Below are 20,454 nucleotides of genomic sequence, written 5' to 3' on the forward strand. Positions count from 1 at the left end.
AAATTCCAAAAATCAGGAATGTCATTCTGAGTGTAACGCAGTGGAGAGAAGAATCTCACTCAGATGTTTCGCTCCGCTCAACATGACAATTTAAGCATTTATGCAAGAGGTCTATTGTTTGTAGTAGGTATTATTCAGATCATACTTATACTATGCGTCACATTTTTTGACGACTTGTGGCTATGGTTTTGACGCTGATTTAGAAGCGTTACTAAATAACCAAGATACAAGATTAGGAATTGTTGCAGCCCCAAAAGAAAACAGCGCAATAATTGCATCACGAGGTAAAACGCCATCTAACCAGCTACCCTGGATTCTGGAAACAGGAAAATCTTGATCTAGACCGATTTGAATCTGTTTTGTTCTCCCAGAAAAGCGGGCTTCTATGCCTTTTTTAGGCACAATTTGCAGATGACGTATTAGTTGAATATTTAGAGGTGTATCAGGATTTTCTCCCATGACAAATTGATTTTGTTTAATTTCTTGTTCCTGCCCTACCATGCGAATTTTGCCTTCTACAATAGTAGAAACATCTAAGTCATCTCTGAGATCGCTGCCATTTCTATCTACATCTATAAACTGAACATTTTTGGTTTTTATCTTGCCTCTAAACCATTGTTCTGATTCATATTTGGCAGGTTTGGCTAAGGTAATATAAATATCGTTATTTTGGGGAATCTCTAAATTGAATTCTTGATTATCTGGATTTAAAATAAATTCTAGAGGTGTTTGATTATCTAGTTGGTTTTGTAAATTTGAATCTAGTAATTCATAACCTTCTACTATAATTTTGATTGATTGTTCGCCTAAATAGAGTTTTAATAGATTCGGGTTGTTTTTTAGGTCTAGTTTAGGGTTTCGCTGTAGCGAAAAAGCCAACTGATTACGATAAAAATCATAATTTAACTCAGTTACTTTTGTATTCGGTTGTAGCCGCAGTTCATTCAATTCGATTTCGCTCGTTACTTCGGGATTAGCTGGAGCAATAATCCATTTACTTTCGCGGTCTTTGAGTTGGATTTTTAACGACTTTGACTGATTAAGTTGGGGTAATAATTGACTTTGAAACTTGCCTGTGAAAGTTAAGGTTTGGATGCCTTCACTTTCCAGTTCTTTGATGCCACGAATATTTTCGATAAAACGTTTGGGTTGCTGTCCATTATAGACAAAGCTCATTTCTTGAGAAATGATATTACCTTCAAATGTATGAGTGCCAGGTGCGATCGCAGCAAAGGTAACGAGAGTCAAAAATAAAAGTAACAGCAATACCAAAAATAATTTTTGATGCTTTGAGATAGTCTTGAGTAAGCGCTTTAACGCTGAAGCACTAACTATAAACCCAGCAACTAGATATCTTTTCAGAGAATTCAACCATTGGCGAATCTTGATGAAGTCGGGAAATTGTTTGGCTTTTTGCCGAGATGCCATGATTTATTTCAACCAATTTGGGTTATGTTCAAATACAATTCGCCTTTCGATGCGATCAGGATGTTTATCTCTTCGCTCAATCTTAGCAACGTAGTGCAGTTCATAGCGCCCAGATGGGGCATTACCATCCCAGGTAAAAATAGTTTCACCGTTTTTAAGGTTAAGGCGGGAAGTTCTATAGATTGATTTTTTACCTTGGGTGAGGATTTCAAAGGTGGTAAATTTGACTCGACTCTCGGAATAAAAGACAAATTCATACTTACCAGAAGTTTGTCCCAGGATGACTGGAACATAGACAGGTTGAGATCCAAAGCTATAGGATGCCAAAGCACGGAGTTTTTTTGCTGGTATTTGGGCTTGCCTGAGAACGTAAGTATCCCAGCTAAAGCTAAAACGCGAACCATTATCAGACAGTAACAAGTCATCCATTTGATAGTGATAATTAGCGTCCAATGATTTCACTTTTATTTGAAGGTTTTTACCACTATTTATTTGGGGAATTTGTAGTGTGAGAGTTTTGCCGAAACTGGCAAGGTTGCGGGTAGCAATAGAAATTAAGCTCAAGCTATTTCCGCTTATTGGTTCTTCTTTGATACCTTCGCATCGGTCGGGTGATTTGCGGCGGATGTAATCGGTAGATTGGGGGTCCCCTTCAGGGCAATAAGCAGCAGCCGGAAGATGACTGACGCTGAGGATTAATAGGCTGGCAAGAATAATTTTATAATTCATAGCTTGTTTAAGGAATGCTCCAGGTAAGCAGTTGTTTTTGAATTTCAGACATAGGATAAGCGAAATCTCGGTCTTCACCTTTTTTACGGGCAAAGACAATACCTAAAAGTTGATTTTGCGAGTCAAGCACAGGACTGCCAGAATAACCAGGTGTGAGTGCAGCTTGAGATATTTCTAATTGCTGGTTTTGATAGTTACTGATTTGTCCTGATTGCATAGACCAAAATTTATCTTCACGCCTTTCAGCAGAATGACCGATAATCCGAATGGGCATTTTCGAGGCGATCGCAGTTGAGGAGATGGGTAAAGGCTGGATATCTTCTGGCAGATTATCAGTAACTTCCAAAACGGCTAAATCGAGTTGTTCGTCAACAGAAGTCACTTTGAACAATTTGGCATCTCGCCGCATTCGCACTCGGTTGGGTGGCGGTGAACTGAAAAATTCAACTTGAATATTTTTACCCTGCTCATTGCCATCAAAAATGATATGACGATTGGTGAGGATTAATGTCCGGTTGGCTTCTCGCTTAATAACTATACCAGTACCACGCTCAAATCCCTGGCGTTCACGGCTACTAGAAACAGAAAAATCTGCAGTGATAAGTACTACAGAACGCTTAACGGGTACGTTTAGATCATCTTTAGGCAACCATTGGCGATCGTCTTCTACACTACCTAGTTTATTCTCTTGCTCTATCAATAACCGCTCTGCTTCTCTATAGTTGTTACCCGAATAGACAAAATTGGAGTCAAGGTTTTCTGCTTTGTCAAACTGTTCAATGGCTTCTTTTAGTTCTCCTTTTAGTTGGAACACCAAACCCAAGCCATTATGAGCAAGAGTGTGTTCATTTGGGGAAATTGTAGAATCATCTTTTGGTAATTTAAGAGCTTTTTGGATGGTAGCTACGGCGGCATCGAATTTATTCTGTCGTAACAGCGAAAGACCTAAACCGATGTAAGCCTTAGCAAAGTTGGGGTTGAGTTGAATTGCTTTTTGGTAGGCAGCAACTGCTGCATCTAATTTATTCTGCTGGCTCAGGGCATTGCCGAGATTGCTGTAAGCATCAGCATAGTTAGGGTTGAGTTGAATTGCTTTTTGGTAGGCGGCAACTGCTGCATCTAATTTATTCTGGTCACTCAGAGCAATGCCGAGATTGTTGTAAGCAGTAGCATAGTTAGGGTCGATTTGAATTGCTTTTTGGTAGGCAGCAACTGCTGCATCTAATTTATTCTGGTCTTTGAGGGCATAGCCAAGATTGTTGTAAGCCTTAGCATAGTTAGGGTCGATTTGAATTGCTCTTTGGTAGGCAGCGACAGCAGCATCTAATTTCTTCTGGTCATAAAGCGCAATGCCGAGATTGTAGTAAGCAGTAGCATATTTGGGGTTGAGTTGAATTGCTTTTTGGAAGGCGGCAACTGCTGCATCTAATTTCTTCTGGTCACTCAGGGCAGCACCAAGATTGTTGTAAGCATCAGCATATTTGGGGTTAAGTTGAATTGCTTTTTGGAAGGCGGCAACTGCTGCATCTAATTTCTTCTGGTCATAAAGCGCAATGCCGAGATTGTAGTAAGCCTTAGCATAGTTGGGGTTAAGTTGAATTGCTTTTTGGAAGGCGGCAACTGCTGCATCTAATTTATTCTGGTCATAAAGCGCAATGCCAAGATTGTAGTAAGCATCAGCATATTTGGGGTTAAGTTGAATTGCTTTTTGGAAGGCGGCAACTGCTGCATCTAATTTCTTCTGGTCTTTGAGGGCAATGCCGAGATTGTAGTAAGCCTTAGCATAGTTGGGGTTAAGTTGAATTGCTTTTTCGTAGGCGGTTACTGCTGCATCTAATTTATTCTGGTCACTCAGGGCATTGCCGAGATTGTAGTAAGCATTAGCATAGTTAGGGTCGAGTTGAATCGCTTTTTGGTAGGCGGCAACTGCTGCATCTAATTTCTTCTGGTCACTCAGGACAGATCCGAGATTGTAATAAGCAATAGCATAGTTAGGGTCAAGTTGAATCGCTTTTTGGTAGGCGGCAACTGCTGCATCTAATTTCTTCTGCTCATCAAGCAAATTGCCGAGATTGTTGTAAGCAAAAACATAGTTAGGGTTGAGTTGGATTACTTTTTGGAAGGCGGCGACAGCAGCATCTAATTTATTCTGATCTTTCAGGGCAATGCCGAGATTGTAGTAAGCAAAAGTATATTTAGGATCTAGTTGAATCGCTTTTTGGTAGGCGGTAACCGCAGCATCTAATTTCTTCTGGTTACTCAGCACATTGCCCAGACCGTTGTAAGCAGTAGCTAAGTTAGGGTTGAGTTGCAAGGCTTTTTGGTGAGATGCTAATGCCTCCTCTAATTTACCTTGAGCATTTAGCACATTCCCTATACCAACGTAAGCTTCCGCATCATTAGGATTGAGTTCTAACGCTTTCTTGTGCGCTCCTAATGCTGCATCTATTTTCCCCTGTCGCCGCAAAGCATTCCCCAAATTGTTATAAGCTTTGCCATTATTTGGTTCAAGTTGCAAAACTCTACGCCAAATCGTCTCGGCTTGGGAGTTGTTACCGACGACTTCGGCAGCTTCGCCTTGTTGAAATAGCTGTTCAATACTATTTTGAGCGACTACAAACTGGGGTGTCGTAGCTAGAGATAGAGTTAAAAATAAAGTAGTAAATATACGGTTGTGCATAATAATGCTAATAAGTTCTCAGATTTTACCAGGACTTACCCGAAAATCGCCAAAAACCGGATAAATCTTTGATACATCCGGATAAATCTTTAATACATACTCGTGAATGAACCTCAGAGCTTTGTGAATGAACCTCAGAACTTCGTGAGTGAACCTCAGAGCTTCGTCGATGAACCTCAGAGCTTTGTGAATGAACTTCAGAGCTTCGTGAGTGAACCTTAGAGCTTTGTGAATGAGTCTTTAAACTCCGTTAATGAGTCTTTGATACTCGTAAATGAACCTCAGAGCTTCGTCGGTAAACCTCAGAGCTTTGTAAATGAGTCTTTGATACTCATGAACGAGTCTTTGAACTCCGTCGATGAACCTCAGAGCTTCGTGGACTATGATATTTTTCTTAAAGTTTTATTTATTACATCGAAAAGCGATCGCATAAACTAAGATACAAGGTTGGGTTTCATTCCGCTCGTCGAATTTTTACCCCTTCTAGACGGGGTTATATGGCTAAATTATTAATTTTTACTAGCCTTGATAATTTCTTCTCTTTCGATTTCTGTTTTCATATTTAAAGCCAGAAATGTTGAATGTAGTTACATTCTATTGTAGTGACAGTAGTCTGGGAGCAGGGCGATCGCTACAATTGAGATAGTAGACTTCAGCCACAAAACTATGCACATCCCCTTAACTCCAGAACTCGAACAGTTGATTTACGATAAGGTCAACAGTGGTCGCTACCCCTCTGCTGGTGAAGTCATTCGAGAAGGATTAAGATTATTGGATGAACGCGATCGTCTTGCTGAAAAACGTTTAACAGAACTAAAACAGAAAATTCAAATCGGTATTGAAGAGTTAGATCGAGGTCTAGGAATTGATGGAGATACTGTATTTGTAGAGTTAGAGTTAGAAATTCAACAAGCAGAAGCGCAAATCCAGTTAACCGAGGAATCTGCATGAGTCGGTACATCTTCGCTCCTACCGCCAAGCAGGATCTTGCAGAGATTAACCGCTATTTGATCAAATTTAGTCCTGCTGCGGCTAGACGGCTGAAAGAGAAAATACAACGACAGTGCAAGCTGCTAGTCGATTTTCCGGCGATGGGAAAAAGGCTGATAACCTCCAATCAGGGTTAAGAAGTTTTCCTATAGAAGACTATGTAATTTTTTATCGTCCATTAAACAACAACATAGAAATTGTCCGCATTGTCAGCGGCTATCGTGATTTAGAAGTTCTGTTCTCAAGCGAAGAATGATCAATCATCTTCTTAATTACGAATTACGCTTAACCGGATTCATCCACACTTCTAAGCGACTAAACGCCTGTGAAGAAAGCACCGTCAAACATAAATAAACCACCGCTACAGCCGCGTAAATTTCAAAGGCGCGATAGTTATCTGCGACAATTAACTGTCCTTTGCGTACCAACTCTTCAAATCCAATTACAGAAACTAAGCTCGTATCTTTTAACAAACTAATAAACTCATTACCCAACGGTGGAATCATCCGCCGAAAAGCTTGAGGAAAAATCACGTAGCGCATAGTTTGCACAGAACTCAAACCTAGTGATTCTGAAGCTTCTGCTTGTCCTACTTCAATTGATTGAATCCCTGCGCGGACAACTTCAGCAATATATGCAGCGCTATTCAAACTTAAGGCAATTACCCCAGCAGCTAAGCGATCAAAGGTAAAAGTTAAACCAAGTTCTTGCAAAATTGCAGGTAATCCAAAGTAAATCATAAAAATCTGCACTAGCAAAGGCGTTCCCCGGAAAAAATCCACATACGCCCGCGCCAGCCAACGCACAGGTGCAATACGAGAAAGGCGGACAATTCCAATCAAGGAACCCCCAACTAAACCCAGCACCACAGAAAGTATTGTTAATTGCAGCGTCACCAAAGCACCCTGTAATAGAGCCGGAAGAGACTGCACAATCACGCCAATTGAGGTAAATATTCTAGGTGCATCAGCGCCAGTCTGATTCTCAAATGGCGATTGAGCTGGTAATGATGGCGGCTCAGCATTAAACCATTTTTGGTAAATTTGGGAATAAGTGCCATTTCCCAGCACCCTATCCAAACCATTATTTATCAGTGCCAAATAAGGCGAGTCTTGAGCTGTAGCAATCCCATAAAACTCCTCTGTTAGCAGTTGCTCTACTACTTTAATGCCCTTGAGATTGCCCGTATTAATGGCATATAAAGTAACTGGTGCATCATTAATTACCGCATCCACATTACCATTGAGCAATTCTTGCAGAGCTAAAGGTGCAGAATCAAAGCTGCGGATTTGCACACCGGGAATACTCTTAGCTTTTGCAGCGCCAGTTGTGCCAATTTGTACTGCAATTTTTTGATTGTTGAGACTATCAAAGCCAGTAATATTTTGATTATCTGCGCGGATTGCGATCGCCAACCCAGCCTTAAAATAAGGACGGGAAAAAGCAACAGACTTCGCCCTTTCCTCTGTAATCGTAATCGAACTAATCGCCGCATCTACCGTCTTGCCTTGCAAAGCTGGGATAATGCCATCAAAAGGCAGACTTTGAAAATCCACTTTGAAGTTAGCAGCAGTTCCTATTGCATTCATCAAATCAAAAGAAAAACCCTGCAACTCACCATCTTTACCTTGAAACTCAAAAGGTGGAAAAGCTGGTTCCGTAGCAACCCGCAGAGTCTTCCCTACACTAGAATTCACACCACAGCTAACCAATAACAAACAGCTAAAACCTACAACCACAAACCAGCGCAGCCAACACCCAAAACCAAATTTAGCCATATTATTTTCTCTTTCCCTCTGCGCGACGCCAGTTGCTACAACGCGGAGGCAGCCGCGTGGGCGGGTTTCCCGACTTGAGCGGACTGCCGTGGGAACCCGCGCAACGCACTGGCTCCTCTGCGGTTCGTTAAAAACACTACAATCAACTCTAGAGCAGCTTGACAGATGCAATGAACAATACCACCCCCGCCATAATTTTTGAAACTATCGAAAAAAACTTTGGTTCCCTGAAAGTCCTCAAAGGAATCACAGGCGAAATCAATCGGGGAGAAGTCGTTGCAATTATCGGTTCCTCCGGCTGTGGGAAAAGTACCCTACTACGCTGCTTCAACCGCTTAGAAACCATTAACAACGGGCGCTTAATAGTCAACGGTATCAACTTATCTCGACCTACAGTTGACTATAGCCAACTGCGGCAACTGCGGACACAAGTAGGCATGGTTTTCCAGCAATTCAATCTGTTTTCCCATCTTAGTGTCTTAGAAAATATGACACTCGCTCCCCGTAAAGTCCTGGGTAAAACACCGAAAGAAAGCGCCCAACTCGCAGGATTATATCTAGAAAAAGTTGGCTTATTTGACAAAGCCTCTAGTTATCCCGAACAACTTTCTGGAGGACAAAAGCAACGAGTAGCCATAGCCCGTAGCTTGTGTATGAACCCCCAAATCATGCTATTTGACGAACCCACCAGCGCCTTAGATCCAGAACTCGTCGGCGAAGTTCTGCAAGTAATGCAACAATTAGCAGCCGAAGGCATGACAATGGTGATTGTCACCCATGAAATGCAATTTGCAAAAGAAGTAGCAAATCGGGTGATATTTTTAGATCAAGGTATTGTAGCAGAACAAGGCCCAGCTAATGAAGTTTTGAGCAATCCGCAAAGCGATCGCCTACGTCTTTTCCTCAGTCGCCTCAACGCCAGATAGAGGAGCAGGGGGAGCAGGGGGAGAGAATAATTAATAACTCTTGACTCTTGACTCATCACTCAGCACTGATTCAAAGATATTCGCGCAAGAAATCAAAGGGGTCGTCTTCCCAACATGGTTCAGGTGTCAGCCATAGCAAATTGCTGTTGATGTCGGCTTCAATTTCATCACCGTCGTCCCTGTCAAATAGATCTACCAAAACTTTCCAATCACGATCATTCAGGGACATTAACGATGGGGCATATACCTGTAGATTGTTTGAGTAATTCACGCGCGAAATTATAGTTGACTGCCGCAAAAGATTAGTCTCACGGTTTGTAAATCATCATATTCTAGCTTTGACTAAGAAGTAGTCAGGAGCCAAGAGTCAAGTTTCCTTGGCAGATTACTAGTGTATGATCGAACAAGGTCATTCGGTTCTGGTGGGGGTCAGTCACCAGAGGTAATGGGGAAAGTTCGGTGCAAATCCGCCGCTGTCTCGCAACTGTGAACCAATTTGAGATTTGAGATTAGCGAACTAAGTAATCGAAAATTGAGTAAGTCAGGATGCCCACCGAAATAGACTTATCAGTTCTACACATCTGCGAGGTACAGATGACTGCTGCTGCAAATATTTCTACAACCAGTTGCTTGGTTGATAGTTACCATAGTTTATTTGTTTGTAAAACTTGTGCCAGTGTATGGGAAAATGGAGAGCGCTTAGGTGAAAGTGGTGGTCAAAAACTACTACAGCAGCTTCAGCACCTTGCACAAGATTGGGACTTACGAAATAAATTCTTAATTAAAGAAGTTGAATGCATGAGTGCTTGTAACCGTTCATGCGTCGTCGCTTTTGCTGCTAAAGGCAAATTAACGTATCTGTTTGGTGATTTGGCAATTGATGGCAGTGCATCCGCTGTGCTGGAATGTGCTAGTCAATACTATGCCAATCCTGATGGTTTACTGCCTTGGTCAGAGCGACCGGAACTTCTGAAAAAGGGGATTTTAGCCAAGATTCCGTCTATACCCGTAGAGAAAGTTAACACAACAGAAATTTAATCAATAAGACTGAGGACTGAAGTAAGGTTGAGGATACACGTTACAGATTATTCCCTATCACCTGTAACTTGTCACCTCTCCCTTAATCTCCAATGCCTAATAAACTGCAAAAAAACTTTCATCAATCAAAATGATGAGAAGCACACAGAAGTTATTGCAGCGGCTTGGGTTATTGCCTCAGTAAAACGCAGAGAAAACATTATGATGCGTGTTTTGATTCTCGGCGGAACGGGAGAAGCAGCAGAACTAGCTGCAAGAGTGGCTACTATCCAAGGGGTAGAGGCAATCACATCTTTAGCAGGTCGTACTAGTGAACCGTCAGTGCCGTTAGGCGATCTGCGGATTGGGGGTTTTGGTGGTGTGGCTGGACTGGCTAGCTATCTTCGTCAGATGGGAATCGACTTACTAATCGATGCAACCCATCCTTTTGCTACTCAGATTTCCTTCAATGCGGCGGCGGCTGCAACTGAAGTTGGAGTACCCCGTCTGATGTTGATTCGCCCTCCTTGGGAAAAGGTAAGTGGCGATCGCTGGATCGAAGTTGACACTATTGAAGCTGCCGCCACAGCCCTGCAAGACCAAGCACAGCGGGTTTTTTTGACAGTTGGTAGGCAAGAACTAGCTGCCTTCGCACACCTGAAGGCAATTTGGTTTCTGATGCGAATGATTGAACCACCTACCCCCGATGCCTTGATACCGCCAGGAGTGGTACTGTGCGATCGCGGCCCCTTTGCCGTCAATAAAGAGAAGGAAATCCTGATTCACAACAACATTGATACCATTGTCAGTAAAAATAGTGGTGGCAATGCAACTTATGCCAAGATTACCGCAGCGCGGGAACTGGAACTGCAAGTTATTATGGTGAATCGTCCAGCCATACCACCAGGTGAGCAGGTGAAGAATATTGATGATGTGTTGGCGTGGCTGCTTGAAAAATTGCACGGCTCGCTTGGAACTTGAAACTTCGTGCTCGGAACTCGGAACTTCGTGCTCGGAACTCGGAACTTCGTGCTCGGAACTCGGAACTTCGTGCTCGGAACTCGGAACTTCGTGCTCAGAACTCGGAACTTCGTGCTCGGAACTCGGAACTTCGTGCTCGGAACTCGGAACTTCATGCTCGGAACTCGGAACTTCATGCTCAGAACTCGGAACTTCGTGCTCGGAACTCGGAACTTTTAAAATTTACAAACAAATTACTAGGACTTACGCACTGAAGCCTGAAACCCCGATCCCCCCTAACCCACGCCAGTCGCTCCACTTGGGGAGACCCCATCGCATGATTGCGTCTCCCCTTCTCTACGAGACGCTACGCGAAGGGAGAAGACCGCGCTGGCTCCCCTTAAAAAGCTACGGTGTACACACAAGTCTTTTAGAGTTGCCCTACAGGCTTTTGATCCCCCCAACCCCCCTTCAAAAGGGGGGCAAAAACCTCTCAAAGTCCCCCTTTTGAAAAGGGATTTAGGAGGATATACAACGATTTTGGTTTTGTACACAGATGTGTGTACACCGTAGCCTTAAAAAGGGGGGAACGTCTAAAGCCCCCTTTCTAAGGGGGTTGGGGGATCTGAGTGCGTAAGTTCTGATTACTTATTCTTGATTTGATCCATAAATAAATAATGGTGCAGGTATCTTTTTGTGGAGCTAGATTCTTGCTCTATACCCTCATACCCCTATACTCTTACACCCCGTCCAAAGGATTTGGTCACTGTTTTACAGCTATCCATTGCGTAACAGGTGTCATTGCTCGCCAGCCCAAAAATTTACCAATAGGTTCCGCTCTTTGAATGGCAATACGGGTTAAATTGCCTCCAACTTGTTCACGCCATTTAAATAACGTTTGCTCGCCCTCTACTGTCACAACATTTGCTACTATACGTCCACCCGATCGCAGTGCTTGCCAGCAGACATCGAGAAGTCCCTCTGCTGTCACCCCACCACCAATGAAGATAGCATCGGGTGTAGGCAAGTCTTTGAGAGCATTGGGCGCTTTATCTTCAATAATTTGCAGGTTTGGAGTACCTAAAGCTGCGGCGTTGTCAGCAATGTAACCCAGCCTGGACGAGTTTTGTTCGATCGCGATCGCCCGACACCGGGGATGACTCCGCATCCATTCGATAGAAATGGAGCCGCAACCCGCACCGACATCCCACAGTAGTTCTCCAGGTGTGGGAGCTAAGGTTGCTAAGGTAATTGCCCTAACCTCGTGCTTGGTTAGCTGTCCATCGTGCTGGTAGGCATTGTCTGGTAGTCCTGGTAGTCTGGGTAAAGGGACAACCCCAGCATCGGCAATACAATTAACTGCGATCGCATTGAGAGTAGCGAGTTCACCACTCCAGGATACAGCCGTATCTTCAACAATCCGTTCCTGACTGCCGCCCATGCGTTCTAATATAGTAATTTTGCTACTACCATAGCCGCGATCTATCAAGAGTTGGGCAACAATTGCGGCTGTATCCTTACCTTCACTCAAAATCAATAGCCGTGCTCCAGGATAAATGTATGACTGGAGCAAAGAAGGTGGACGACCATTCAAACTTAAGGTTTCCACGTCAGTTAAAGACCATCCTAATCTGGCACAAGCAAGGCTGAAGGTTGAAGGTGCAGGGACAATCGTCATTTCAGACACAGGAATTCGCCGCGTTAAAGTGACACCGATGCCGTAGCACATAGGATCGCCGCTTGCGAGTACGCAGATTGACTGACCCCGACGGCGGATGATTTCATCTACCGAGGCGCTAATTGGCGAAGTCCAAACTATTTTCTGACGTTGGTCATCTGTGGGCAACATTGCTAAATGGCGATCGCCTCCCACGAGGATTTCAGCTTGAGCAATTAGAGAATGAGCGATCGCGCTCAATCCCTGTAACCCGTCTTCGCCAATCCCTACAATAGAAAGCCATTTTCGTGTCATAATTAGCAAACTTTTCCCAATAAAAATAGGCAAATTTCACGCATATTATCGGAAAAACTTATCAGAATTTAGCTTAACCAAAAAATAATGTAGTATTTGACATCAAACCCGTCCCTGCTAAATTTGTGGAGAAAATTGAGAATGCACCTTCGACAAGTTTTTACTCAAGTGTGCCGTACTTTGTTCTTAACTTCGCTACCCCTTACACTTGTAGCTTTTATTCCGTCAGCAGCACAAGCGGCAATCTTTAGCCGCATATATGCCTTCGGTGATAGTCTTTCTGACACAGGTAATTCCTTTGATATCACCGAGAAGACCATACCAATTACTATTCCTCCCAGCGAACTGGGATATTTTAAGGGGCGGTTTGCTAATGGCCCTATATGGTTAGATACTCTAGCAGCTAAATTAGAAATTCCGTTACCCCCAATATCTCGCTCTGTGGGAGGAGCTAGTCCTACAGGTGTTAACTTTGCTACCAATGCGGCAACCACAGGAGATGAGAACACTTTCCCTCTTCCTCTAGATGGTTTCGTAGGTTTACAAGAGCAGGTTGCTCAATTTAAACAAGACAACACTACTGTAGATCCCGAAGCGCTTTACGTCTTGTGGGCTGGTGCAAACGATTATTTGGGTGGTGGTGTAACAGATCCAACCCAGCCAGTTACAAATTTGTCTAATGCAGTCACGACACTTTTTGACGCAGGCGCTCGCAATTTCTTAGTCGCAAATTTGCCATCTTTGGGTGCTACACCAATTGGTCTGCGTCGGGGCGACCAAATTTCTAATCAACTGAACCAATTGACTGCGGGGCACAATTCAGTTTTTTCTCAGGCTTTTGGACAACTGAGTAACTTACCTGGAATTAACTTAAAAACCCTGGATGTAGGTTCCCTGTTTAATACAGCTATCAAAAAGCCAGCAACTTTTGGTTTTACGAATGTAACTTCCCCTTGCTTAGCTAACTCTCCTTTGTTTAATCCCATCTCAGCAGACAACCCGATCTCAGTCTGTGATAATCCAGATGAATATCTGTTCTGGGATGATCTTCATCCTACAAGCGCTGCACATAAAGCTCTTGGAAACCTAGCTTTTGAAACCCTGACAAATCAATCTCAGCCTGTTCCTGAACCTTCACTTATATTGGTTGAGCTAGCATCTGGCGTCTTCCTTGGAACCAAGCTAGTTCGGAAGTGGAAACAAAAAAAAGTAATGGTTCGTTCATAGTAAATGGGCGAATGTCCCTGTAATAGAAACCTATCAAAACTTAGCTTGATTAATAAAGAGAATTCATGCTCAGCTTTAGCTATTAGCCTAGGAATTCATTCCTAGGCAGCTATTTTAACTATTAATCTGCATTACTCTTGTTTTTAGCGGCATCAATCATTTGTTTTGACTGATCTACTCCATGCCAAACACCATCGTATTTGGCTAAAGCTAAAGTGTAATTTCCTGTACCACAAGCTACATCTAGATATAAGCAATCTGATTTAAGTTGAAGGTAATCAGCTAATTGCTTAGCAATTTCAGGGTCAGCATGGCGAGTTAGGTCGTAGCCTTTGCCAATTTGCTCATAAACAGCCATTTTTTGAGTCGCTCAAATATTTTCTAATACATATCTTAATTAACAATTAGCTTATCAAGTTGATTCAAAATATAAAGTGTTCAACGTTCTAACTACCTTCTCATGCTAGATTACTAAAGCCTGGTGTTGGGAAACTCCGGTGAAATTCCGGGACTGTGCCGCAGCTGTGATGGGATTACCCAAGTCAGAATGCCAACCCCAGGGATGTCCTAAAGCCATACTCATTGTCTACTCCCTGCGTAGCACGGGGAAGGAGTTATAGTCTTGTTATCTGGTGCCACTTGTCCTGGCTTGTTTTACTCGACACCTGCCGAAGACGGTATATTATCTCGGATCAGAATACCAGGCGGAATTCTTAATAGTCTACAGTGCCGGGCGATCGCAGATATAGCAGACCATCACGGCGGTGGTTATGTGGACGTGACTAATCGCGCTAACATACAAGTCCGCGAAATCCACACGAAAATCAACGCTCAAGTTCTTAAGCATTTACAGGATATAGGACTAGGTTCTACTAATACTGCTGTAGACCACATCCGCAATATAATGACTAGTCCCACTGCTGGTATCGATCCACAAGAATTGATCGATACCCGCCCTTTTGTTCAAGCCTGGGATAATTATATTGCCGCACATCCTGTCCTATCGGGACTGTCTGCCAAATTTAGCGTTTGCTTCGATGGTGGTGGCATAGTTTCAGTACGCGATCGCCTAAACGATATCACCTTTGCTGCTGTTTTAGTTGATGGTAGTGTTTACTTCCGCCTCTATCTCAGTGTAGGTACAAAGGGAGCACTAAGCGATGTGGGAATTTTGTTGCCACCAGAGCAATGTTTGCAAGTTTTGGCAGCTTTGGCTAATGTTTATCTGGCTCATATTGACACTACAAGCAAGCGCAAGCAACGTCTGCGAGAGTTGTTGAATACTTTAGGTTGTGAAAATTATCTCCAGGAAGTCCAGCAAAGTCTGCGTTTTCCTCTTTTTTGCATTCAAGAGTGTCAAAATCAAATCACACCTGCCAAATATCAGCATATCGGCATCCATCCCCAGCGTCAGCAAGGTTTATTCTATATTGGTGTCGTGCTGCCACTTGGACGACTGGAAAGCGCTCAAATGTGGGGTTTGGCTGATTTGGCAGAAAAATACGGTAATGGAACTTTCAGACTGACTCCCTGGCAGAATTTGCTCCTCACTGATATTCCTCAGCAATGGGTTGTCGATGTGCAAAGTAAACTTGCTTTGTTAGGATTAGATTCCTCGGTAACTAACATTAAGAGTGCATTAGTTGCTTGTTCTGGCAACAAGGGCTGTGCCGCTTCTGCCACTGACACTAAAAGACACGCCTTAGCATTAGCAGAGTATCTCGAAACACGCCTTACACTGGATCGACCAGTCAATATCCACTTCAGCGGTTGCGAAAAATCCTGCGCCCAGCACACTAAGAGTGATATTACCCTGCTCGGTGTCAACGTTGAGGTGGATAATGGAACTGTGGAGGGTTATCACGTTTATGTTGGTGACGGTGATAATAACCAGAAATTTGGTCGTGAACTTTACCAGTATGTGACTTTTGAGGAACTACCTGCACTATTTGAGCAGATGCTAAAGACGTATGAAATCCAACGCAGGAATTCCGACGAATCCTTTGGGGAATTTGCTAATCGGTATGCAATTGCTCAATTAAAACAGTTATTCCCTAGCCAAAATTCTAATTCTCAAATCCAATGCCCGACTACATCCGAGATGCCAATGAAATCTACCGTAATTCCTTTGCCATTATCCGGTCAGAAGCGAACCTAGATGTTCTACCAGTGAATGTAGCAAAAATTGCTGTACGTTTAATTCATGCCTGTGGAATGACGGATATTGTTACCGACTTGGGATATTCGCCAACAGCGGTACAGTCTGGGCGGGCAGCACTGGCAGCGGGAGCGCCAATTTTGTGCGATTGCCGGATGGTTGCCGAAGGCGTTACTAGGCGGCGGCTGCCTGCAAATAACCAAGTTATCTGCACCCTCAACTATCCTGAAGTACCCGAACTTGCTCAGCGTATGGGTACAACGAGGTCTGCTGCTGCTCTGGAATTATGGCGATCGCATCTAGAAGGAGCAGTGATAGCAATTGGGAATGCACCCACAGCACTGTTCCGGCTGTTAGAAATGCTGGATACGGTCGTGACTAAACCTGCTGTAATCTTGGGCTTTCCTGTTGGATTTGTCGGTGCAGCAGAATCGAAAGCAGCATTGGCAGCAGACAGCAGAAATGTACCATTTTTAACATTACATGGACGGCGCGGCGGTAGTGCGATCGCAGCAGCAGCAGTTAACGCCTTGGCAACAGAGGAAGAATAAACATGAAAAGCAAAGGTCGTCTCTACGGAATTGGTGTAGGGCCAGGTGATCCAGAACTGTTGACCCTGAAAGCGCTGCGGCTATTACAGGCTGCTCCCGTAGTCGCCTATCAATCAGCAACAGACAAAGAGAGTATAGCGCGGGCGATCGTCGCGCAGTATTTAACTGGCCATCAAATTGAGGTAGCTTTCCACCTACCCCGTGCCTTAGAGCCAGAAAAGGCACAGTCCATTTACGATAAAGAAGTTCAACCAATCGCTGAACATCTCGCAGCAGGGCGAGATGTAGTGGTGTTGTGCGAAGGAGATCCGTTTTTTTACGGTTCCTTTATGTATGTTTTCACACGTTTATCTGAACAGTACGAAACGGAAGTTGTCCCTGGAGTTTCCTCACTGATGGCTTGTCCGGTAGCCTTGGGCGTACCCTTCACCTATTACACAGATATTCTGACAGTTCTACCCGCCCCACTACCAGCAGAAGAGTTAATTACACATCTACTAGCAACCGACGCAGCGGCTATTATGAAGTTGGGTCGCCATTTTACGAAAGTGCGGGATATCCTGCATCAGTTAGGATTAGCATCACGGGCAAGATACATTGAGCGGGCGACAATGACACAGCAAAGAATTGTACCCCTGGATGAAGTTGACCCAGCAGCAGTGCCTTATTTCTCGATGATTGTAGTGCCAAGCAAAAATCGACTGTAAGGCTTTGGTGAAACATGAGCATGATTAGTCATCTTAAATATGGTGGCAGCCAAATGAACGCGTCAAAATAGAAGACACAGCCTTTAATAAAGACTGGGTATTGGTATTACTTGGGTATTGGTCAAGGGTCAAGGGTCAAGAGTCAAGAGTCAAGGGTCAAGGGTCAAGGGTCAAGAGTTAGGAGGCAGAGGGGAAAGACTTACTGCAACTTCCCCCAGCTCCCCTGCTCCAATCCCCAGCCCCCAAAATTAAGGAGTTTACTAACAGTGGTATTACAAGTACAAACAAGCACCTACGAAGCTAAAACTCAAGAAATTGCTAAACAACTTCTAGCAGCAACACAAGAAAATCGCTCATTTTTTGCTTCTCTGCGCGATCAAATGCGCTGGGATGATAAATTACTAGGCTGGGCGATGAGTAATCCTGGGTTGCGGGTGCAGCTATTTCGTTTTATAGACACACTGCCTGCTTTGCATAGCAAATCAGAAATTGCCTCACATTTACAAGAATATTTAGGAGATGAATCTGTAGAATTACCAGCAGCTCTGAAGGGAATGCTAAACTTTGCTAACCCGGACTCCATGCCGGGGCAAGTTGCTGCTACAACTGTTGGCACAGCGGTAGAGACTCTTGCTCATAAATATATCGCTGGCGAAAATATTAAACAAGTCATTAAGACAGTTGAACGACTGCGAAAGGAAAAAATGGCTTTCACCATTGACTTGCTTGGTGAAGCGGTGATTACCGAAGCCGAAGCGCAGTCTTATTTAGAACGCTATTTAGAATTGATGCAACAATTAGTGGAAGCATCAAAGAATTGGTCAACTATCCCGGCTATTGATGAAGCAGATGGCGAACTGCTACCAAAGGTTCAGGTTTCTGTGAAGCTAACGGCGTTTTATTCCCAATTTGACCCATTAGATGCTAAAGGTAGTGAAGAAAAAGTTAGCGATCGCATCCGTACTCTGTTACGTCGTGCTCAAGAATTAGGCACAGCTGTGCATTTTGATATGGAGCAATATGCCTACAAAGATATAACTCTCGGTATCCTGAAAAAACTGTTACTAGAAGAAGAGTTTAAGCAACGTACAGATATTGGCATCACAATCCAAGCATATCTGCGTGATAGCGAGCAAGATGCTGAAGATTTGATTGCTTGGTTGAAACAGCGTGGTTATCCTCTGACAATCCGCTTGGTAAAAGGCGCATATTGGGATCAAGAAACTATCAAAGCAGCACAGAAACATTGGCCACAGCCAGTTTACAATGACAAAGCTGCAACAGATGCTAACTTTGAAACCATTACTCAGTTATTGCTGGAGAATCATCAATATGTGTATTCTGCCATTGGTAGCCATAATGTGCGATCGCACTCTCGCGCCATTGCCATAGCTGAAAGTTTAAATGTCCCCCGTCGTCGCTTTGAAATGCAAGTTCTCTACGGCATGGGCGATAAAATTGCAAAGGCATTGGTTGACAGGGGTTATCGCGTCAGAGTTTACTGTCCTTATGGTGAGTTACTACCAGGGATGGCTTATCTCATCCGCCGTTTGTTGGAAAATACGGCTAATAGTTCTTTTTTACGGCAAAATCTAGAAAACCGACCAATTGAGGAATTGTTAGCACCTCCAATGTTGCAACAGTCTCCCCCTGCTCCCCTCTCCCTTTCTCCCCCTCTTTCCTTCCTCGGTGTGGCGGATACGGATTATGCGGAGGAGGAAGGGAGAAGGAAGGCGATGCAAGCTTTTCAAGAGGTTCGCCAACAACTTGGTAGAACTTATTTGCCGTTGATTAATGGAGAGTATGTTGATACGTCGGCAGTTGTTGATTCTCTCAATCCTTCTAATTTTAGTGAGGTAATTGGGAAAGTTGGATTGATTAGCGTTGGACAAGCAGAACAGGCTATGCAAGCTGCTAAAGCGGCCTTTCCTGCTTGGCGCAAAACACCAGCTAAGCAACGCGCGGATATTTTGCGGAAAGCCGCTGATTTGATGGAACAACGCCGGGAAGAACTTTCAGCTTGGATAGTTTTAGAAGTTGGAAAACCAGTTAAGGAAGCAGATGCAGAGGTTTCTGAGGCAATAGATTTTTGTCTTTATTATGCCGATGAAATGGAACGGCTAGACAAAGGTGTAAATTACGACATACCAGGCGAGACAAACCGTTATATCTACCAACCACGGGGTATTGCTGTGGTGATTTCTCCCTGGAATTTCCCGTTGGCGATCGCCTGTGGAATGACTGTCGCAGCCTTGGTTACAGGTAATTGTACTCTTCTCAAACCTGCTGAAACATCCTCTGTAATTACTGCCAAACTTACAGAAATCTTGATAGAGGCAGGTATCCCTAAAGGTGTATTTCAATACGTACCCGGTAAGGGTTCACAAGTTGGCGCTTACTTGGTAAATCACCCCGATACTCATGTGATTGCTTTTACAGGTTCTCAAGAAGTGGGATGTAGAATCTATGCAGAAGCAGCAACATTGAAGCCTGGTCAAAAGCACATGAAACGGGTGATTGCTGAAATGGGTGGCAAAAATACCATCATTGTGGATGAAAGTGCTGATTTAGACCAGGCGGTTGTGGGAGTGGTGCAGTCAGCATTCGGTTATAGCGGACAAAAATGTTCTGCTTGTTCGCGGGTAATTGTGCTGCAACCGATCTATGATGCCTTTGTGCGGCGGTTAGTGGAAGCGACAAAATCCTTGAACATTGGAGAAGCAGAGTTACCTAGCACGCAAGTTGGCCCAGTGATTGATGTTAATGCCCGCGATCGCATCCGCGAGTATATTGAGAAAGGTAAGGCAGAAGCGCAATTAGCACTGGAGTTACCAGCACCAAATCAAGGGTATTTTATCGGGCCTGTCATCTTTACGGAAGTACCGCCAAATGCAGTAATTTCCCAACAAGAAATATTTGGCCCCGTTGTTGCAGTAATTCGGGTGAAGGATTTTCAGGAAGCTTTAGTAGTTGCTAACGGTACAAACTATGCTTTAACTGGGGGACTTTACTCCCGCACACCTTCGCACATTCAACAGGCGCAGACAGATTTTGAAGTCGGGAATTTGTACATTAACCGCACCATCACAGGTGCTATAGTTGCACGGCAACCCTTTGGTGGATTTAAACTTTCTGGCGTTGGTTCTAAGGCAGGGGGCCCTGATTACCTGCTACAATTCCTCGAACCGCGCACAGTCACAGAAAATATTCAGCGTCAAGGTTTTGCACCAATTGAAGGTGTAGATTCATAAATTTTTTGTGCCTTTGTGCCTTTGTGGTTCAAATTATTTTTACCACAAAGTCACGAAGACACAGAGGTGCAAGTAAATCA

Annotated in this window: 16 protein-coding genes, 1 pseudogene and 2 riboswitches; of the genes and pseudogenes, 10 read left to right on the top strand and 7 right to left on the bottom strand. The window is 43.8% G+C overall.

The window, feature by feature from the left end; genetic code table 11:
* Positions 1–180 precede the first annotated feature (180 nt).
* From HCR01_RS10165 to HCR01_RS10175, 3 genes are read right to left on the bottom strand one after another with little or no spacing between them, the layout of a single operon-like run.
* Positions 181–1,428 (bottom strand): hypothetical protein, encoded by a 1,248-nt coding sequence (locus tag HCR01_RS10165; protein WP_193196094.1) that lies wholly within the window; start codon positions 1,426–1,428, stop codon positions 181–183.
* A 3-nt stretch (positions 1,429–1,431) separates the two neighbouring features.
* Positions 1,432–2,157, bottom strand: coding sequence for a hypothetical protein (locus HCR01_RS10170; RefSeq protein ID WP_193196095.1), 726 nt, complete (start codon positions 2,155–2,157; stop codon positions 1,432–1,434).
* 7 nt (positions 2,158–2,164) lie between these two features.
* Complete coding sequence (locus HCR01_RS10175; RefSeq protein WP_193196096.1) at positions 2,165–4,837, bottom strand: serine protease; 2,673 nt, start codon at positions 4,835–4,837, stop codon at positions 2,165–2,167.
* A gap of 666 nt (positions 4,838–5,503) precedes the next feature.
* Between HCR01_RS10175 and HCR01_RS10180 the strand changes: the two genes are divergently transcribed.
* Both HCR01_RS10180 and HCR01_RS10185 read left to right on the top strand, forming a co-directional pair.
* Entirely contained in the window at positions 5,504–5,788 is a 285-nt protein-coding gene (locus HCR01_RS10180; protein ID WP_193196097.1) for a type II toxin-antitoxin system ParD family antitoxin, read from the top strand.
* A pseudogene (locus HCR01_RS10185) lies at positions 5,785–6,083 on the top strand (type II toxin-antitoxin system RelE/ParE family toxin). The gene HCR01_RS10180 and the pseudogene HCR01_RS10185 overlap by 4 nt, the downstream one beginning before the upstream one ends.
* A 16-nt stretch (positions 6,084–6,099) precedes the next feature.
* Here HCR01_RS10185 and HCR01_RS10190 read toward each other — a convergent pair.
* Positions 6,100–7,605: an ABC transporter permease subunit gene (locus HCR01_RS10190; RefSeq protein WP_193196098.1), complete on the bottom strand. Its 1,506-nt coding sequence runs from the start codon at positions 7,603–7,605 to the stop codon at positions 6,100–6,102.
* 170 nt (positions 7,606–7,775) lie between these two features.
* Here HCR01_RS10190 and HCR01_RS10195 point away from each other — a divergent pair, with 170 nt between their 5' ends.
* A complete protein-coding gene (locus HCR01_RS10195) occupies positions 7,776–8,531 on the top strand; it encodes an amino acid ABC transporter ATP-binding protein (protein WP_193196099.1) in 756 nt (251 codons plus the stop codon).
* Positions 8,532–8,601: 70 nt separating this feature from the next.
* Here HCR01_RS10195 and HCR01_RS10200 read toward each other — a convergent pair whose 3' ends face one another.
* Positions 8,602–8,760, bottom strand: coding sequence for a hypothetical protein (locus tag HCR01_RS10200; RefSeq protein WP_226889238.1), 159 nt, complete (start codon positions 8,758–8,760; stop codon positions 8,602–8,604).
* Positions 8,761–8,928: 168 nt separating this feature from the next.
* A riboswitch (cobalamin riboswitch) is annotated at positions 8,929–9,104 on the top strand.
* A 21-nt stretch (positions 9,105–9,125) separates the two neighbouring features.
* On the opposite strand from HCR01_RS10200, the gene HCR01_RS10205 reads away from it, so the two are divergent.
* Together HCR01_RS10205 and HCR01_RS10210 are read left to right on the top strand one after the other, a co-directional pair.
* A complete protein-coding gene (locus HCR01_RS10205; RefSeq protein ID WP_193196230.1) occupies positions 9,126–9,569 on the top strand; it encodes a DUF1636 domain-containing protein in 444 nt (147 codons plus the stop codon).
* A gap of 204 nt (positions 9,570–9,773) precedes the next feature.
* Positions 9,774–10,529 (top strand): cobalt-precorrin-6A reductase, encoded by a 756-nt coding sequence (locus HCR01_RS10210; protein ID WP_193196231.1) that lies wholly within the window; start codon positions 9,774–9,776, stop codon positions 10,527–10,529.
* A 742-nt stretch (positions 10,530–11,271) separates the two neighbouring features.
* On the opposite strand, the gene cbiE is transcribed toward HCR01_RS10210, so the two are convergent.
* The gene (gene cbiE, locus HCR01_RS10215; protein ID WP_193196101.1) at positions 11,272–12,480 is read right to left on the bottom strand and encodes a precorrin-6y C5,15-methyltransferase (decarboxylating) subunit CbiE; all 1,209 of its coding nucleotides are present in this window, start codon (positions 12,478–12,480) and stop codon (positions 11,272–11,274) included.
* Between the two features lie 141 nt (positions 12,481–12,621).
* On the opposite strand from cbiE, the gene HCR01_RS10220 reads away from it, so the two are divergent.
* A complete protein-coding gene (locus HCR01_RS10220; protein WP_193196102.1) occupies positions 12,622–13,707 on the top strand; it encodes an SGNH/GDSL hydrolase family protein in 1,086 nt (361 codons plus the stop codon).
* A 121-nt stretch (positions 13,708–13,828) separates the two neighbouring features.
* Here HCR01_RS10220 and HCR01_RS10225 read toward each other — a convergent pair whose 3' ends face one another.
* Complete coding sequence (locus HCR01_RS10225) at positions 13,829–14,065, bottom strand: class I SAM-dependent methyltransferase (RefSeq protein ID WP_193196103.1); 237 nt, start codon at positions 14,063–14,065, stop codon at positions 13,829–13,831.
* A gap of 127 nt (positions 14,066–14,192) precedes the next feature.
* Positions 14,193–14,260, top strand: a riboswitch (cobalamin riboswitch).
* Between the two features lie 69 nt (positions 14,261–14,329).
* On the opposite strand from HCR01_RS10225, the gene HCR01_RS10230 reads away from it, so the two are divergent.
* The 4 genes from HCR01_RS10230 (at position 14,330) to pruA (ending at position 20,374) form a co-directional block, all read left to right on the top strand.
* Positions 14,330–15,865 carry a NirA family protein gene (locus HCR01_RS10230; RefSeq protein ID WP_226889239.1) on the top strand — a complete coding sequence of 512 codons (1,536 nt, stop codon included), beginning with the start codon at positions 14,330–14,332 and terminating at the stop codon, positions 15,863–15,865.
* A complete protein-coding gene (locus tag HCR01_RS10235; RefSeq protein ID WP_193196104.1) occupies positions 15,790–16,416 on the top strand; it encodes a precorrin-8X methylmutase in 627 nt (208 codons plus the stop codon). Before HCR01_RS10230 ends, HCR01_RS10235 begins: the two co-directional genes overlap by 76 nt.
* Before the next feature lie 2 nt (positions 16,417–16,418).
* Positions 16,419–17,123, top strand: coding sequence for a precorrin-2 C(20)-methyltransferase (locus HCR01_RS10240; RefSeq protein ID WP_193196105.1), 705 nt, complete (start codon positions 16,419–16,421; stop codon positions 17,121–17,123).
* A 266-nt stretch (positions 17,124–17,389) separates the two neighbouring features.
* Entirely contained in the window at positions 17,390–20,374 is a 2,985-nt protein-coding gene (gene pruA / locus HCR01_RS10245; protein WP_193196106.1) for an L-glutamate gamma-semialdehyde dehydrogenase, read from the top strand.
* Positions 20,375–20,454 lie beyond the last annotated feature (80 nt).

This window comes from Nostoc sp. MG11 (assembly GCF_014904695.1).
Lineage (GTDB): Bacteria > Cyanobacteriota > Cyanobacteriia > Cyanobacteriales > Nostocaceae > Komarekiella.